General features: G+C 62.1%; 9 protein-coding genes, 1 tRNA gene and 1 pseudogene. 7 read left to right on the top strand and 4 right to left on the bottom strand.

All coding sequences use genetic code 11. The features are described from left to right. The first annotated feature begins 45 nt into the window (after positions 1 to 45). The 5 genes from CCR94_RS20900 to CCR94_RS20885 all read left to right on the top strand — a co-directional run bounded on the left by CCR94_RS20900 (position 46) and on the right by CCR94_RS20885 (position 5,480). Positions 46 to 121, top strand: a tRNA-Phe gene (locus CCR94_RS20900). Positions 122 to 386: 265 nt separating this feature from the next. Beyond that, positions 387 to 755, top strand: coding sequence for a hypothetical protein (locus tag CCR94_RS25285; protein ID WP_158254858.1), 369 nt, complete (start codon positions 387 to 389; stop codon positions 753 to 755). Positions 756 to 763: 8 nt separating this feature from the next. Further along, positions 764 to 1,690 carry an endonuclease domain-containing protein gene (locus CCR94_RS20895; protein ID WP_158254857.1) on the top strand — a complete coding sequence of 309 codons (927 nt, stop codon included), beginning with the start codon at positions 764 to 766 and terminating at the stop codon, positions 1,688 to 1,690. Beyond that, a complete protein-coding gene (locus CCR94_RS20890; protein ID WP_104509902.1) occupies positions 1,687 to 2,337 on the top strand; it encodes a hypothetical protein in 651 nt (216 codons plus the stop codon). The genes CCR94_RS20895 and CCR94_RS20890 overlap by 4 nt, the downstream gene beginning before the upstream one ends. Beyond that, positions 2,334 to 5,480, top strand: coding sequence for a helicase HerA domain-containing protein (locus CCR94_RS20885; RefSeq protein WP_104509899.1), 3,147 nt, complete (start codon positions 2,334 to 2,336; stop codon positions 5,478 to 5,480). Before CCR94_RS20890 ends, CCR94_RS20885 begins: the two co-directional genes overlap by 4 nt. 432 nt (positions 5,481 to 5,912) lie before the next feature. On the opposite strand, the gene CCR94_RS20880 is transcribed toward CCR94_RS20885, so the two are convergent. Together CCR94_RS20880 and CCR94_RS26715 are read right to left on the bottom strand one after the other, a co-directional pair. Then, positions 5,913 to 10,661, bottom strand: a complete 4,749-nt coding sequence (locus tag CCR94_RS20880) for a Hint domain-containing protein (protein ID WP_104509896.1) — start codon at positions 10,659 to 10,661, stop codon at positions 5,913 to 5,915. A 952-nt stretch (positions 10,662 to 11,613) separates the two neighbouring features. Then, positions 11,614 to 11,793: a hypothetical protein gene (locus tag CCR94_RS26715; protein WP_425332351.1), complete on the bottom strand. Its 180-nt coding sequence runs from the start codon at positions 11,791 to 11,793 to the stop codon at positions 11,614 to 11,616. 671 nt (positions 11,794 to 12,464) lie between these two features. Between CCR94_RS26715 and CCR94_RS20865 the strand changes: the two genes are divergently transcribed. After that, positions 12,465 to 13,547, top strand: coding sequence for a helix-turn-helix domain-containing protein (locus CCR94_RS20865; protein ID WP_158254856.1), 1,083 nt, complete (start codon positions 12,465 to 12,467; stop codon positions 13,545 to 13,547). A 212-nt stretch (positions 13,548 to 13,759) separates the two neighbouring features. Continuing rightward, the gene (locus CCR94_RS20860) at positions 13,760 to 16,222 is read left to right on the top strand and encodes an Ig-like domain-containing protein (protein ID WP_104509885.1); all 2,463 of its coding nucleotides are present in this window, start codon (positions 13,760 to 13,762) and stop codon (positions 16,220 to 16,222) included. A gap of 446 nt (positions 16,223 to 16,668) precedes the next feature. Here the strand turns inward: CCR94_RS20860 and CCR94_RS20855 are convergent, their stop codons facing one another. Both CCR94_RS20855 and CCR94_RS25745 read right to left on the bottom strand, forming a co-directional pair. Continuing rightward, on the bottom strand, positions 16,669 to 17,178 hold the full coding sequence (locus CCR94_RS20855) for a L,D-transpeptidase (RefSeq protein WP_104509883.1): 510 nt from the start codon (positions 17,176 to 17,178) through the stop codon (positions 16,669 to 16,671). Between the two features lie 195 nt (positions 17,179 to 17,373). Then, a pseudogene (locus tag CCR94_RS25745) lies at positions 17,374 to 17,557 on the bottom strand (GyrI-like domain-containing protein); the annotation flags it as partial.

The raw sequence follows: 17,557 nt of genomic DNA, 5'->3' as shown, positions 1-17,557 counted from the left end.
TACGCTTTCTATAAGGCCGATGCTTCGGCGTTGATCGCTGCGGCGGCCCAGGTAGCTCAGTTGGTAGAGCATGCGACTGAAAATCGCAGTGTCGGTGGTTCGATTCCGCCCCTGGGCACCATTCCTAAATATCATTTGATTTCAAATGCTATTCACGACGATTTTGCCTCACCCCAGGCGATCGCTCTGCTTTCACAGGAAATATGTGTTCCGTGGAACTTGTCGCGTCTGCGATTGCAGCAACGTTGAAGTTGGGTGCTGGCGTGTGTGCGCAGCTTAGTCAACGTTCGAAACGCAGGGCTGATTTCGGCGCGGAAAGGCGACCTCCGAGGATGCTATCGGCAAGGCCTGCTCGGCGTAAGAATCGGAAATTCGGCGGCAGGCTGATGTTCGGCTTCGGCCTCACCGATGATCAAACATTCCGCCTCGCAACCTTCGGGCCAACGCCCGCCGGACCTTCTGCCCAGCGAGCGAATCGACGACGTAAAATTCATGCGTTCCGTTTCGATTCCCTATTGCAAAAGGCCGCCAACGGAAAGAAGTTCGGCTTCGCTGAAGCTTGCATCCGAGACTCTCGGTTGAAAGAGCTTCGCAGTCCGACGCAGGTTCAATCATGTGGTCCCTTTCAGAAAAATTGTTTCTGGATCATCTGGACCCATTGGATTGTATCGAGAGCGTTCGTGGCGGCGAAATTCGTCTTTTGGCCGGGCTCGATGCAGATCAGCTGCGAAACCGAGACACGGGCGGCGGAATAAAGCGGCCAATGCTCTCCTTCGACCTCGCCGGCGGCGGCTCCGTCGAAGCCCTCATCGAACGAGCGATCACCGGCTTGGCGCACACTGTCAGCCAACTTTGGCCGTTCCTATGGGACGGCGAAGATTTTTCGGAGCTGCGCCCTGACGCCCTCGGCGCCCTTTACCTCCCGATCAGACTGCATGCGCTGAACCGCAAGGCGCCCCGGCTTTCGCCACTTTGGGCTCGCGCCGCGGTCTCGGAACTCCTTGAGGGCCGCTTGCCGCGCGTCCGGAACGTAAGTCCGGAAGTTGAATTCGCGCAGCTTTGCTACGCCATTTCTCCAGCCGGGCTGGCGCTTGTCACATCGCTTGATGTCACAGCGACGCCGGAAGCCTTTATCCGGGCCATCGAATGGATGGCGGCGACAGCCGAGGTCGCGGTGATTGTCCTGACGCGCGACCTCCCGCCGGCCGCGCCGCCCTACGAGCGGATTCTGTTCGGCGCGCGCGCCTTTGCGAAACCGGCCGACCCCGCGCCGCCAGACCCCGGCGCGCGCTCGCGCCTCGAGGCCCCCCGGATGCTGGCCAAACCCGAAGTCGTCGGCAGACCGCACCCGCTCAGCGCCGTCGAGCAACGGATCGCAAGGCTTCTTCAGGCGGACGCGGAATTGCGCGCCGTGTTCGATTACAACCAGTTCGTGCCGGAGATCTCCGGGCCGAAAACTCAGGTCGATCTTCTTTGGAGCAGAGGCCGCATTGTCGTGGAGTTCGACGGCGACGAGCACTGGCGCGAAAAATATCGCGCCGACCGTCACCGGGATTACGAACTTCTCCGCGCAGGCTATCTCGTTTTGCGAATCACCAATAGCGAGGTCCTGGAAGACGCGGGCCGCGCGCTAGAAAAAATACGCGATGTGGTCAGGCTGCGCGGCGGCGCCCAAGGAGTTTTGCCATGAACGAAACGCATTTGACGGCGAAGCAACAGCTCCTGCTGTGGGTTCTCCTGACGCGCGGCGGCGGCGCCTTGCAAAAGGATATCGCGGCCTTCGTCGACGCGAAGGACCGGCGCGCCCTCGAAAAGCTCGGCTATGTCGGCACCTCCAAACAGAAGCGCGCGAATTTCATCGAATTGACGGATCGCGGCTGGCGCGATCTGGGCGAAATCGAGCCCCGCCTGTTCCTGGAAGGAGAACCACGCATATCCGCCGATCGGCGCATGTTGCAATTCGTTCTGGCCAGCCTCGGCGGCTTTGCGCGAAGGAACAGCTACACGCTGCATGACATTTTCGCGCCGGCCAAATCCGAACCGGTCCCGGTCGCGCCTGCAGGCGAACCGTCCGGCGGCGCCATCGAACAGCAGATCCGCGAGGCTTTTTTCGCCATCGCCGGGCGCCCGGCCCAGGACGATGTGCGCCTCAGCGCCCTGCGCGCCAGACTTAAGCACATCGACCGGAAGGACCTCGACGCGGCGCTGATCGCCATGCGGGAGAAGCGCGCCGCGATTTTGACGAATCTCGATAATCCCCGCGACATCGAGGCCGAAGGCGACGCCGCGCTGAAGAGCGGCATCCATGTATTTCATCTGTTGTGGATCGATCAATGACCCCCATGGAAGAAGCTTTTCTTGAAGCGGACTTCAACTGGGTCAGCACTTTGCAAAGCATCTGGGAGGATCAGTCCTCGGATGTCGATGGTCCGCGCGGTCAGATCGTCGATCGCATAATGCGCGAATTCGGCGCGCTGCGCCGGCCAAACATCCAAAAAGTCATCGGACAAGTGATCAACGGGCCCGCGGGTTCGGGAAAGACGCATCTCATCGGGACGTTGCGGCGGCGCGTGTGGCATGAGGCGGCCTGGTTTGTCTTCATAGACGTTGTCGGAGTCACGGACTTTTGGCGAACCGCCGCTTTTGGATTCGTGCGCTCATTGCGGCAGACGATGCCCGACGGGCAATCGCAGTTCACGGCTGTCTTTTTGGCGGCGCTGAAGCAGCTCCCGGAAGCGACGAAGAAAGAGGTCATGCGGGGCCTGGAGGGGAGCGGCGCAATCCGAACGGTCAACGCCTTTGTGCGCGCCCTTCAACGCACGTTTCCCGCCGAGGCGATGCAGCACAGCGACGTGATCCGCGCGCTGCTGCTGCAGAATGATCCAGATTTGGCGGAATACGCCTACAGTTGGCTGCAAGGTCTCGACCTCGACCCTGACGATCGCAAGAAACTGGGCCTGACCGGCCCCACACCGTCTCCGGATCAGGTCGTCAGAGGCATTTGCTGGCTGATGAGCCTCAGCGGTCCGGTCATGATCGCCATCGACCAGATCGATTCCATCGTGACGGCTGCAAACATGCTTGCCGAGAACTCCGCCGAAAGCGATGGCGGCGAGAACGAGGTGCGGGCTCGCGTCATCATCCATATTCTCGCCAACGGACTGATGGATCTTCACGATCAGACGCCGCGCGCCATGACGGTTCTGGCCTGCCTTAAGGAAACCTGGGCCATCCTGTCGGGACGCGCGCTGGCGTCGGCGACGGCAAGGTTTACCCCGGGGCCGCGCCTCGATTCGGCGCCCTGGAACGAGAGCGCGATCACGGATCTGATCAGTCGTCGCCTCGCGCCAGAATTCGCCCGGCGTGACGTGCTGCCCCCCTACGCCAGTTGGCCCTTCAGCCAAAGCGCCATCGCCGGAATCAGCGGCTCGTTCCCGCGCGGAACCCTGATGCGCTGCGAGGCCTATCGGAAAAAATTCCTCGACGCCGACCACGTGCCGGAATGCGCGACGTTGGTGGATGAGCACCCCCCGACGCCGGTCAAGCCGCCGGATGATCTCTCACGACTCTACGAGGAGTATCGCCAACGCGCCGTCCTCTCCGATCTCACCGCCGACGCCGACGACGGAGCCCCTCTTGGACGCTGTCTTGGCGAAACGCTCGAGATTTACGCCGGGAGTCTCGCGCTGCCGGACTCCGCCGATGTCGGCATCGCCGCGCTTGCGAATGACAGAAAGCCGGCGCTGCATGCGCGCTTGACCTTCACATTCCACGATCAAAACGAGTTGGAGAAGCATTACTGCTTCCGCGTCATCGGCCATCCCGCCGCGCTGGCCGTTCAGCCGCGCCTGCGCGCCGCCATGACCGATTCCGGCATCGACAAAAAATTGTCTTTCCGCCATCTCTTCATCATCCGCAACACGCCGATGCCAGGCGGCAGGGTGACGGGGGAGCTGAACCAAAAACTCCAGGATGCCGGCGGCCGCATCGTCGCCCTCGGCGACGACGATCTGCGCAGCTTCGTCGCGCTTCGGGAGATGAAGGCGGCGAAGATCGAAGGCTTCGACGCCTGGCTGCGCGAGCGGAAACCGCTGTGCGACACGGCGTTTTTCAAGGCCGTCGGCCTCAGTCCGCCGCCGCTCTCGCTAACGACGCCACCCGGTCGAACGTCGGATGCGCCCGTCCCGAAAACCGGGGTTGCCGCTGAACCGCCAGTTGGGCCGCCGCCCGTTGCGCCGCCGACGGGCGGCCCCTCGGACGGATTCGGCGCCATTCCGCTCGGTCCGCGTCTGGAGGGCGGCGGCGAAGGGCGGCTGACAGAACTTCCCGCGCGACTCTTGACGCGCCACATTGCAATCTTCGCGGGAACCGGCTCTGGCAAGACTGTGCTGCTGCGCCGAATTCTCGAAGAAGCGGCTCTGCTCGGCGTGCCGGCGATCGTTCTCGACACCAACAACGACCTCGCGCGGCTGGGCCAACCCTGGCCGAAACGTCCCGCCGCTTTCAGCGAGGAAGACGCTCAGAAGGCCGCGCGTTATCACAGCCGCGTCGAGGTCGTCGTCTGGACGCCGGGCCTGGCGGGAGGCCGCGCCCTGACGCTCGCCGTGCTGCCTGATTTCTCCGCCCTCGCCGATGGCGCGGAGCGCGACCAGGCGGTGGACATGGCCTGGGCGACTCTTGCGCCTCTCGTCGGCGCGACCGGAGCCGCGAAAGTTCGGAAAGAGGGTGTGCTCAAGGAGTCGCTCGACGCTTTCGCGCGCGGGCGCGGCGGCGGCGTCGAAGCCTTCATCACATTTCTGGCTGATCTTCCTTCCGACGTCAGCCAGCAACGCAAGGCCGAAGCGCTGGCCGCAGACATGGCCGATCAACTCCGCGCCAAAATCGCCGTCAATCCGCTGCTGAACGCCAAGGGCCAACCGCTCGATCCAGCCGTGCTGTTCACCGCGAGCCGACCGGGCGCCACGCGCGTGTCTGTCATCAATTTTTCCGGCCTCCACGCCGAGGAAAGTCGGCAGGACTTCGTCAACCAGCTGCAGATGGCGCTTTTTACATTCATCCGAAAAAATCCAAGCGAGACGCCGCGCCTCTATGCGCTCGACGAAGCTCAGAACTTCGCGCCGTCTCAAGGCATGACGGCGAGCAAGGCGAGCGCCATGGCGCTTGCGGCACAGGCTCGAAAATTCGGCCTCGGGATGATATTCGCGACGCAGGCGCCAAAAGGCATCGAAACAAAGATCGTTTCGAACTGCACAACACACTTCTATGGCCGCATGAGTTCGCCCGCCTTGATCGACGCCACGCAGGAGATGATGGCGGCGCGCGGAAAAGCGGCGAGCGATCTGGGGCGGCTTTCCGCCGGACTTTTTTATTACTCGACCGAGGGCATGAGCGCGCCAATCAAGATCCGCGCGCCGCTCTGTCTCAGCTACCATCCGCAAAATCCGGCCTCTCCGGAGGATGTTCTCGCCTTTACAAAATAAACCGGCTCAAATCCGCTTATCGGCGAGGCGGAAAAGGATCCGCGACAACTGCAATGGGTCATGAGGAGACTGCCGCGGGCGTTTTTGAAAACGCAATTGGATTCCTAGAGCAAGTTCGGTGATCTCCCGTTCACCGAACTTGCTCTAAATCTTTGGTTTTGCGTATATTCTTTTCCGAAAACCGCGCACATTTTTCGGGAATATGCGCTCTGGTAAACGTTCGAAAATGGGGCTGATTTCAGCGCGGAAAGCCGATTTCCAAGGGGGCCATCAGCAAGGCCTGCTCTGGCGGCAGGTGCGGTCATTGCCGGTCAACGGAGCTGATGTTCCGGAACCGGCGCTGAAGAGACCTTCCCGAACAGGGGAGTGACCGTCCCGTGTTGACGCGAAGCGACCTTTGACAAAACGCCTTCCGCCTTCGCGGCAACGTCTCTATCCAAACAGCGCCACCACATTGTCCGTTGGCTCGCGCCAGTACCGGCCCTCTCCGCCGAGATCGATCATGAAAAGGCGCCCGCTTGCGGGCAGGCGCGCCCTGCCATCGGTCCAGCGCCGCGCAAAGGCGCCGTCGTCGCATTCCGCCTCGCGCCAGCCGGCGCCGAGCGCGTCGTCGCGTTCGAGCGCGACATCCGCGCCATCAATCTGCAAACGTTCGACGCATAGTCCGAGTTCGCGCGTGTCGTAGCTGTCCGGCGTCGCATGAGCGGGCGTGAAGGTTTTTGACATCAGCGCGATGTCTTTCGCGCCTTCGGGGACGACAAAGAACATCCGGCTTGGCGAAAGCCAGACCGGCTCGATCTTGCGTCCGTCCGCCAGGATGTGCGCCTGCGTATCGGGCGTGAGCGCGAAACCCTGTTGCTTCAGGCGCGCGATCAGCCGCGCCTTGGCCGCCGCGACCTGCGGGCCGTGCTTCAACAGCGGCAGGCAGGTGTCCGCCCAATGTTTCGGCTTGAAATCGGGATGGGCTTCGACCTGGACCCCGCCATTGGCGAAAGCCACGCGGTTGCCGCAATCGAGGTAGGATTCGGCGGGCAGGCCTTCGGCCAGCAGGATGTCATGCGCATCCAGCTCGACATGCCAATATTCGACGCGCCCGACCGCGACCTGCGCGACGGAATGGCCGTTCGCCAGCGCAATCGCCGGCATGAGGGCGCCGTCCCAGGCGATATTATGGCCGGGACTGACCCAGAGATCGCGGCGCGGCAGCTTGTCCTCGAAGGCGCCGGCGGCGATCCGCACCGGCCACACATCCTGCGGCGCCGGATGTTTCGACACGTCGAGCCGGCGATGGCCGAGCCATTTGACCGGCCGCCGCGCGCCCGAGGCGGTGACGACGAGGTCGCCGATCTCCAGCGTTTCAACCGGACGCTCGCCCGTGGCGGTCAGGATCAGCGTTCCCGCGCAATAGCAGGGAAGCGCATCGACGGTGATATCGACGCCCGTCTGGCCATCCGAGGCGAGATGGAAATATTGCCCGCTGAAATCGGCGCCCGGGTCGAGTTGCAGATCGAAGGTCTGCGCTTGCTGGACAGCGGCCAAGGCGAGCCGTTGCGCGGCAGCCAGGGGCGCGCCGTTTTGAATTTCCAGCACATTGTTCGGCAGAAGCGTGACCCTGGCGTCGGCGGTAAAGGCAAAACCGAGGACGTCGATCACGTCCTGGCTGTCGAAGCCCGTGATGATCCCGGCGGCGGCGCCGGGATCGGACAGGATCAGCGTCCCGCTGAGGAGCGAGACGCTCGTCGATCCGGAAAACGCGCCGAGGGTGACATGCGCGTCGCCGTGCACCGTGATGGAGCCTTCTCCCGACACCTTGCCGCCGATGCCGAGCGTTCCGCCTTCGACATCGATCACGCCGCTGTTGGCGACGTCGCCGCTCACGGACAGCGCGCCGCCGTTCACGGTCAGCGTCGCAGTATTGGTCACTGTCAGCGAGCGGAGCGCGCCCACATCCGTAGTGATCGTCACCGAGGCCCCGTCGATCAGCGCGTCGTCGGTCGGACCAGGGACCTTGCCGCTGCTCCAGTTTGCGGGGTCGGACCACGCCCCGCCGGGCGCGCCCTTCCATGTGTCCGCCGGGGTGACCGTCAGCGTCACCTTGGCCAGCCCGCTCGTGTTGACGCCGTCGCTCGCCCAATAGGTGAAGCTGTCGGTTCCCGCATAGCCGGCATTGGGCTGGTAGCTGAACCCGCCATCGGCGTTGAGGGCGAGCGCGCCATGCTTGGGTCCGTGATCCAGGACGGCGGTCAAGGCCGTTCCGTTGGGATCCGAATCATTGCCCAGAACGCCGGAGGCTGCGAGCTTCAGACTTTGGTTTTCGCCGACCGAATAGGCGTCATTGGTCGCGACCGGCGGCGCATTGTCGGCGCTTCCCAAGGGAAAAACGGTCAAATCCTTGATGAAGACGTCGCCGGTATTGTTGGTGTCGCCGGGCGCGAGATTGCTGGCGTAGGAAAAGAAAGCGACGGACAGGCCATCCGGTGAAAACACGGGCTGCGTCGCCCAGCCGTTGGCCAGAGCGCCAAAACTATCCGTGGAAATGTCGCGGATCGCCCCGGTGATGAGGTTTTTGACGAAGACATGGCCATTGCTGGCGTTGTCGCCGGGAACAAGATTGGACGCCTGCGAACTGAAGGCGATCTGGCTGCCGTCGGGAGAAAACACGGGAAACAGCGCGCTCGCGCCAGTGTCCACCGCCGGCGTCCCGTCCGCGGCCGTATCGACCCTGGTGAGCGCCCCCGTCGTCAAATCCTTGATGAACAGGCCGATGGAGCCCGCGCCGCCAAGCAGACTTCGCGCCGTGCTGGTGAAGGCGATTTTCGTTCCGTCCGGGGAAAACACCGGCTGATCGAAATAGCCCTTGATCTCGCCGCCATTGGAATCCGTCGAGACCCGCGTCACCGCGCCGGTGACGAGATCCTTGATGAAAATGTCGGGGGTCGCATTGGTGTCGCCGGCGACCAGATTGCTGGCCATGGAGGTAAAGGCGATCCTGGTCCCATCGGGCGAGAACACCGGAAGCGCGCTATAATCATTGCTTTGCCCGCCCTGCGCCGTGGTGGAGACGGAGATGATCGCGCCGCTGGCGAGGTCCACCACGAAAATATCGGCGGTGTTGTTGGCGTCCCCCGCCACGAGGTTGGTGGCGTCGGACGCGAAGGCGATCCGGGTCCCGTCGGGCGAAAACACGGGCGAGTTGGTCGCGCGATTGCTCTGCGCGCCGCCATTGACGGAGACAATGGTCGAAATTTTGGTGGCGATATCCGTCACCACGATCTGGCCGCCGCTCGCGGTATAGCCGACATAGGCGAGTTTGGCGCCATCGGGCGAGAACTTCGGGCTCAGTATGCCCTGGAATTGGGCGGCGCCATTGGCTTTGGAAATCTCGGAAATCGCGCCGGTCCTGAGGTCCTTGACGAAAACCTGGGCGTACATCTCGGTTCCGCCGCCGACCAGATCGCCGCTGCGCGAGATAAAGGCGATTTTGCCGCCATCCGGCGAGAAGGCGACCACCTCATAATCGGCGCCGGAATAGGCCTGCGCGTCGCTCGCATTGGTGTCGACGCGGGTGATATTGCCGATGACCTTGATCGTGACCGTGGTTTCGGCGCCAGCGGTCAGACTGTCGGAGGCGATATAGGTGAAGCTGTCCTGGCCGACAAAATCGCCGCTGGGCCGGTAGGTGAACGAGCCGTCCTTGGCCAGCGTCACCGCGCCATGGGCGGCGCCGCTCGCCAAATTCGCCACAAGGGGTTGCTTGTTGCGCCCGGAATCATTGGCCAGGACGCCGTGAGCGGCGTCGATGGTCAGCGGCTTGCTGTAGCTGACGGCATAGCTGTCCTTTGCGGACAAGGGGGCGCGAATCAGATGCTTCAGATAGATCAGGGAGTCGGCGCTTGCGGCGACGTTGCCGACATTCAGGAGATCCTGATTGGTGGTGAACACGACGGCGGAGCCATCCGGGGTGAAAGCAATGTTTTGCGTCCCCAGACGCAAGTCGGCGGGCCCCGAGCCCAGATTGCCGGCGGCGTCCGTGTCCACACGGATGAGTTGGCCGGTGGCCAGATCCTTGACGAAATAATCCGCCTTCTTGTTGGCGTCGCCGGGAACCAGATTGTCCAGATCGGAGGAGAAGGCCACCATGGAGCCATCCGGCGAAAACACCGGACGGGACCAGTCGACGAAAGACCCGTAAATGTCATTGCCGGTATTGTCGGTTCCCTGCGAACCGTCCGAAGCCGTGGAAATGCGCGTGACCACCCCTGTGGTCAGATCCTTGACGAAGACATCCGTGGTCCCATTGGTGTCTCCGGCGACGAGATTGCTGGCGGTCGAGAGAAACACAATTTTACGGCCATCGGGGGAAAAGCTCGCCAAATAGCTTCCGTTATCACCTTGATAGCGGCCGCCGCTGACCTGCTTGCCATTTGAATCCGTGGAGACGCGGGTGATCGCCCCTGTGGCCAGATCCTTCAGAAACAAATCCAGTTCATTATTGGTGTCGCCGGCCACCAGATCCGATCGCCACGAAGAAAACAGAAGTTTCGTCCCGTCTGGAGAAAAAACCGCGTCTTGCGCGGCGCCGGGAATGCGCGTGATGGCGCCGCTGTTCAAATCCTTGATGAAAACATCCCAATCGGGGCTATTCGTAGCGGTATTATCGCCAGGGACCAGATTGCTGAAGGCGGAGGTGAAGGCGACCTTCGACCCGTCAGGCGAAAAAACCGGATTGTAGGAACCATTGGGATTGCCTGTGATCCAGACCCCCTGGGCGCCATTGGCAGCGGTCGACACACGGGTGATCGCACCCGTGGCGAGGTCGAGCACAAAGACATCTTCAGCGCCATTGCTGTCGCCGGGAACGAGATTGGACGCCAGGGAGGCGAAAACCACTTTCGTTCCATCCGGCGAGAAACTCGCCTGGCTGCTGTCGGCATCGCCTTTCGTCAGCACATTTATGGCGCCGGTTTCCAGATCTTCGGTCACGATCTGGCTGATCCACGCCTGACTGCTGGCAAGGGGATCGCGCACCCCGGTCGAAAATACGATTTTTGTTCCATCCGGCGACAAGGCGGCATTGCCGCCATAGAGCAGGCTGTATCCCCCTTTCGCTGGGGCGCCGTCGGCGGTTCCAATCAGCTCGATCGAACTCACCAGATCTTCGGTTCCTGTTTTCGTCGCCATGGTTCGATCCCCGTTCGTTGCACCCGTTCGGCGCCGCTGTGACGCGGTTGCGCAATTCGCCTCACCCCGCGCCGAACTTTCGCGCTTGCCGCATTATTCTCTGTCCATGCTGCTATCCGCCGTCCTGGCTCCATGTGCGGAGCGCAGCGGCTCAATGACGTCGGAGCCGGCCGCGGCGCTGCAGGCGTCCGGAGCGGCGACAGGTTCAAAAATTTCCGCCAGCTGCATGGTCTTGACCCATTCTCGTCAAAGCAGCTTCGATTCATTGCTAGGGCGCGCGCGACTTCCTCAGCCCGGACCTTGGTCGAGACATAAGGATCTGCATTCGCGCCTCGGCTCTGGTCGCATCCAACGAATTTGCCATCAAAAACCACAAAATGGAATACCAAAAAAACACCAAAGAGCGAATTCGATTTTGTTGAGAACGTCCGCTTATGGCGCATCCTTGCCATTGCCATCGGCGCTATGAACGTTCGGAAACCTGCTGCAAGCCGACATTGAGGTGCGGCTCGGCGGGCTATAAGACGCTGTTTGAAAACCGTGATTGGGTTGCCAAACACGGCATCGACCTCAGGGAGGGCGGGGCAGGACGCTTTGCAACCTATTGAAATGCTATGAACAGGTTTTTGCCCCACCCAAAACTAAGCTATTGATTCAACTAAATTCGTGCATGCCGCGCCTGGGCGCCGCTTATCTTAGGAATATGACGCAAAATCAATATGTTGAGTAGGTTCTTGGTTGGCTGGTCCTCAAAATGGTCCACAAATCCGGTCATTGGGCCTCGGCCATTCCGAACATCGCCGGCTCTTTCTGAAGTCGCGTGATGAGAGCGGTGTCTGCTTTCGCCTTGGCGCTTGCCGCGTGAACCTTCGCTCTTGCATCGACTGCACGCTGGATTGCGGAATGATTCAAAAGGTTTTGCTCTCATGAAACATCGCGATCTGACAGCCGCTCATTTCAGGCTCGGCGCGCATTCGACCCGGCGCGCGTTCCCGCAATCCTCAAAGGCGTTCGTCGGCGGCGTTTCGCTGGGAGCGCCGCTCAGCGCGGCTGCCGTCAGCCCCATTTTTCGCATCAAGCGGGCGATGCGATGACGCCCGACCCTGTGCCCAAGGCGAAACAAATGCCGCATCATCTGGCGCGCGCTGTAACAGCTTATCCCCCCTGTCCGACTTTCCGGGGCTACCTCAGTCGGCTGGTGGCGCAGCCACAACCAAGCCACGTCGATACCTGCCTCAATAAATCCGTATTTCGCCACAATCGCCGATTATGCCGACACGTCTCATTCGAACCCCTGTTCGGGTTCACTGCGAACAAGATCGCCATGCGGCGGCGCTTATTTCGCAGATTATTATGAAGATGTAAGATTTATTCTGGAATTAAATTTATTAATATCAGCAAGGCCATGCTTGTAAACTCTAAGGCTGTCAGTCGAATTGTTCCATATTACGTTATGACGCCGAAAAATTATTCAATAACCTGAGGGCTTCGCGATTGTGCTGTCAACGCCGCTTGTCGCGCGGGAGCCGGCTGAAACGTGCGCGGTTCTGGCGGAGATGGCCTTAAAAATCTTGACGGCGGAGGTCGCGCAATGCACGATCAATCTGGCGCCCCGGACGGTTAGTCTGGCGCCCCGCACGGTGAATCTGGCGCCCCCTCGAGAGGGGGAGGATTTCTCGCGCCAAATCACCCCGCCGACGGTTCTCACTGTGATATTGCGCGACAGTAACTGCACGGAGATCAAGATAAGCGGCAGATTGGCCGAATTGTTTCGCCACGTCTTAAGGTTGGATGTGGCTTGAGATGGACTCGCAGGTCAGTTCTGTCACCGCGCTGCGAGGAATGCTCGCCGGAGTCTTCGATTTGGCGGCCGCGCCCACGGGCGAGGGCGCATCGGTCGGTTTTTCGGCGCGCGCGACGAACACCTACGTCCTGAGCCGGATCGAGGCGCCGTCAATCCGGTTGCTGCGCGGCGCCGACACGATTTTGATGAGCGCCCTCGATGAATTCGCGCTTCTGCTGGTCGTGTCCGGGACGATTCAGGGGCGGATTGGCGAAGGGCGCTTCGAGGCGCGCGCCGGAGACGTCATTGTCATCGACCTCGCGCAAACACTCGACGTGACGCTGGCCCAAGGCGAGACGCGCGCGGAAACCCTCGTCCTCTGGCTTTCGCGTGGGCAAATGCTTGCCGCCACGCCCAATGAAAACCTTTTGCACGGGCTTGTGCTCGCCAAAAGCTCGCCTGCGGGCGCGCTGGTCGGCGCCGGCCTGACCCTGTTGGCCCAGGCGGGCCAACTGCCGCCGCGAGAGTTCGACGCCGTGGCCGACGGGATCGTCGCGCTGATGGCGAAGATCATCGCGCCTGTCCTGGAGCAGCGCGCGTGCAGCGGCGCCCAGGCGTTGGCCTCGTTCGTCACCATCCGCCGCTACATCGACAAGAACCTGAACTCGCCGACCCTGAACGCCGCGCGGTTGGCGAATACTTTTGGGCTGTCGCGGGCGGCGTTGTACCGACTGTTCGAACCCGTCGGCGGCGTGGCCTGCTATATCCGCCGCGCCCGCCTGGGGCGCGCCTATCAGGAGATCGTTTCGTCCGAGGCCGCCGGCGGCCGCATCGGCCCCATCGCCTATGGCCTCGGCTTCAAAAACCTCAGCGCCTTCAACCGTCTGTTCCGGGAGAGTTTTGGCGTGTCGCCGAGCGAGGCGCGCCGTAATGGAATTTCCCGGGGTGAACCGATCGCGGCGGCCGAGCGCCCCGCGCCGGGCGGAGACTCGCTGTGCCTGTGTTTGAAACGCCTCGGCGCGAGCGGGGCCAGCCATCCTGGCGCCGCGGCCCGCGCGCCGTCGGCGGCAGAGCGAATGGACTGGCGGCCAGGGAGCGAGTGAATTTCGGCGCGTCAATGGCCGAGGAAGGGCGGCCTCGATCCGCGCCCTTTGGCTATGCGGCGCCTTGGGCTTTGCTATTTGTCTCAATAAAGACCTGTTTCATCTCAGTTCATTGACGACTCGCGGGGCGCCACTTCACGACCTTACGTAAACTAATTAGCGTTGCGTCATCGTAATTTACATCGACCCCACATCTATTGCGGAGCTTAACCATGGCGGCAACAATCAGCGACAGCGCTGTAGTCAACAACTACGTCAACGCCGTGCATAACAAGGCCTCGCAGAAGCTGACCGGAACGGGCGCGCCCGCAGGCGCCACTATCGCTGTCGAGGTCACCATTGTCTATCCGAACGGCATTACGACTACGAGCAGTTACGGGACGAAAGCTGACGGTTCCGGCGGCTGGAGCGTGAAAATCGGCGCCCTGAATAACGGGTTCTATACTTACACCGCGACTGCGACCGACGCCGATGGCATCGAGAGCGAGGCGGGCGCGCTGAGCTTCACAGTGGACAAGACCGCTCCCGGCGCGCCCACGATCACCGATGACTCCTTGGTCAGTGGTTATCTGACCGGAACCGCCGCCACGGAAGCCCAGATTCTGCACGGCACGGCGGAAGCGGGTAGCACGGTCACGATCACGGATGCGGATGGAAACGCCTATCAGACAAAGGCACAGAACGACGGCGCTTGGAGCTACACCCTCGGCAACGTGCTGACGGATGGAGACCAATCCTTCGCCGTGACGGCGACGGACGCGGCGGGCAACAACAGTTCGTCGAACTTGCTGAGCTTCACGGTGGAGACGGTCGCGCCCGCCGCGCCGACGATCACCGACAGCGCCATCATAGCGTCTGGCGGCGTGAACTACGTCAACGCTGCGCACGACACGACTTCGCAGACGCTGTCCGGAAAAGCGAATGCGGGCAACACGGTCGATATCTACCTGAACGGGTCGACGACGGCATCCTACACGACAATCGCTGACGGCAGCGGCCATTGGAGCGTCAAGATTGGCGCTCTGGCGAACGGGACCTATACTTACAGCGCGACGGCGACGGATGCCGCGGGCAACACCGCCACGAGCAGCGACAACAATCTCAAGTTCACGGTGGACACGTTCGCGCCCTCCGCGCCTACGGTCACCGATTCCGCCATAAGCAACGGCTACGTGACCTCGGGCCAACAGACGCTTACCGGCACGGCGGAAGCGGGCAGCACGGTCACGATCACGAGTTCGGATGGGCACACCTATACGGCGGTAGCCAACGGCGGTCCTGCCGGCACTACCTGGAGCTACGTTCTCCAGGGCCTGTCCGATGGGAACCATTCGTACAGCGTGACGGCGAAGGACGCGGCGGGCAACATCAGTTCGGCGAACGCGCTGAGCTTCAACGTGTTGGCCACAGCCCCCACTGCACCGACGATCACCAACAGCGCCATCACAGCGTCTGGCGGCGTGAACTATGTCAATGCGGCGCATGACACGGTTTCGCAGACGCTGTCTGGAACAGCAGACGCAGGCGACACCGTCGAAGTCTATGCGAAAGACTCCCATGGTGTGTCGACGCTCGTGAACACGACAACCGCAGACGGCAGCAATAACTGGAGCATCCAGATTGGCGCCTTGGCGGACGGGAAATACACTTACTACGCGAAGGCGACGAACGCGGCGGGGACTTCCACCCAGAGCGCGGCAGACCTTTCCTTCGCGGTGGACACGGCCAAGCCGACCGAGTTTTTGCCCGGCGGACAAACCGATGTGTACAACGTCAATAGTGGCGCGATCTCGATCAGCGGCGTCAGCATCTCCGACTCTGCCGGCGGCGCGGTGACGACCGTGTTGAACGTCGGTCAAGGCACATTGAATGTCACGGGGACGACCGGCGTCAGCGGCAACGGCACCAACACCCTCACGCTCACCGGATCGCAGGCGACGATCAACGGCTATCTCAAAACGCTGAAATATACCACCACGTCGACGAACACAGTGACTGGCAACATCGACGACACGTTGAAGATCACCACGACCGACGCGGCGGGCAACAGCACGACTGGAAACGTCAGCATCGACGTCACCTGCTTCTACCCCGGCACGCTGATCCGCACGCCCACCGGCGAGGTCGCGGTCGAAACCCTGAAGCATGGCGATCTCGTGCTTACCCATGACGGCCGCGAAGTCCCGGTCGCCTGGCTCGGCCGCCAGACCGTGTCCACCATCTTCTCCAACAAGAACCGCGTGTTGCCGATCCGCATCAAGGCCGGGGCGCTGGCCGAGAACGTCCCGGCGCGCGACCTGCTGGTCTCGCCCGACCACGCCATGCTCGTTGAGGGCATACTGGTCCAGGCCGGCGCGCTGGTGAACGACACCTCGATCGTGCGCGAAACCAACGTGCCGACCGTGTTCACCTATTACCACGTCGAAGTTGAGGATCATTCGCTGATCCTCGCCGAATGCGCGGCCGCCGAAACCTTCGTGGACAACGTGGATCGCATGGGCTTCGACAACTGGGACGAGTATGAAGCGCTCTATCCCGAAGGCAAGACGGTCAAGGAACTGCCCTATCCGCGCGCCAAGGCGCGGCGCCAGGTGCCGGTGGGGATTCGCGTCGCGCTCGCCGCGCGCGCCGAAGCGATCGGCGCTGTCGCTCAAGCGGATTCAGCGGTCGCCTGAGTTGGAATAATACATGGCGACGGCGGCGCCCAGCGCCGCCGTTTTGCCGCGCGGGATCCTCAAACGTCGCTGGCGATGTGGGAGTTCACAAACGTCGAAGGCGAATGCGCGGCGCCGCAATGCCAAGAGGTTCTCGCAAAACTCATCAAACGCATGAGTTTTGCAACAACCTCCCTTGGCGGCGAGGGTGTGTCGATGGCCAACGCTCCGCCCGATAGCGTTTTCAAGCGAAGCGGATGCCGGTTTGCGTTAAGAAAATGCGAAAAAACAAACTCCTAAAGCTTTTTCATGTTTCTAACGACAAACAGCGCCGTCAGATGGTGGCTTCGCCCTCCTGGCTGGCCACGCTCTGCCGCTCGTGCGATCTCCCGGCTGGCGCGATCCGCGCCGAAGACCTGGCGCGGATCGGACTCTTTTTCGCAATTCGATGAAGGTGCGCGGTTGCCTTACGGCGTCATCTCCACCGGCGTGCCGACGCTGACGCGGCCGTAGAGATCGGACACATCCTCGTTGAGCATGCGGATGCAGCCGTAGGACGCGCGTGACCCAATCGAACCACGCATGGTCGCGGACGTGCCGTGTATGGCGATCTCCGAGCGGTCGAGCGTCAGCGCGGCCACGCCCATCGGATTGCGCGACGAACCGCCGGGAATGAGATTCGGCAGGTTGGGGTGATCGTGCTTGACCACGGCCGGCGGCGTCCAGTCGGGATGGTAATGCTTGCCCTCGATGCGCGCGGACCCCAGCCATTCCTTGCCAGGCTTGGCCACAGCCACCGGATATTGGATCGCGCGGCCGTCGTCGAGCACGTAATAGAGCTTGCGCTGGCTCATGCTGATGACCACGGTTCCCGCGTCGTAGCCGGCGCGGAAGTTGACCAGATGGGTGCTGGCCTGGGCGGCGCCGAACGGCGCGACGGAAGCGAGAAGGGCGAGGGCGAAGGTGAGCGAACGCATGAGTGACTCCTTGACGGCGACCGGAGCAGTTCGGCAGGATTTTCTGAAAATGCCGTCAAGGAACGTGGCGCACTAGCGCAACGGCGCCACAGTTCGCGAAAATCTTGCCCAAAGCCTTAACAATGGATTAACGCAAAAAGGGTCCGGTGACCCACGGTTCACCGGACCCTGCTCGAACGTGTCGGCAAATCAGCTTCAGAACATCCGCGCGGGCGCCGCGCCGACGGGCTTTGGACCGGGATCGTCGGGCGGAGACGCCAGCGGGAAGATCACCGGCTGCGGCGACGTGCGCTGGGCGTGCGCGGGATCGCCGGCCTTGGCGGATGGCGCGGCCTTTGCTGGCGGCGGGGCCTCGGCTTCAGGGGCCGCAGACGGGGGA

The sequence above is a fragment of the Rhodoblastus sphagnicola genome (genome assembly GCF_002937075.1).
Lineage (GTDB): Bacteria > Pseudomonadota > Alphaproteobacteria > Rhizobiales > Beijerinckiaceae > Rhodoblastus > Rhodoblastus sphagnicola.
This window is presented reverse-complemented; position numbering and strand designations above follow the sequence as displayed.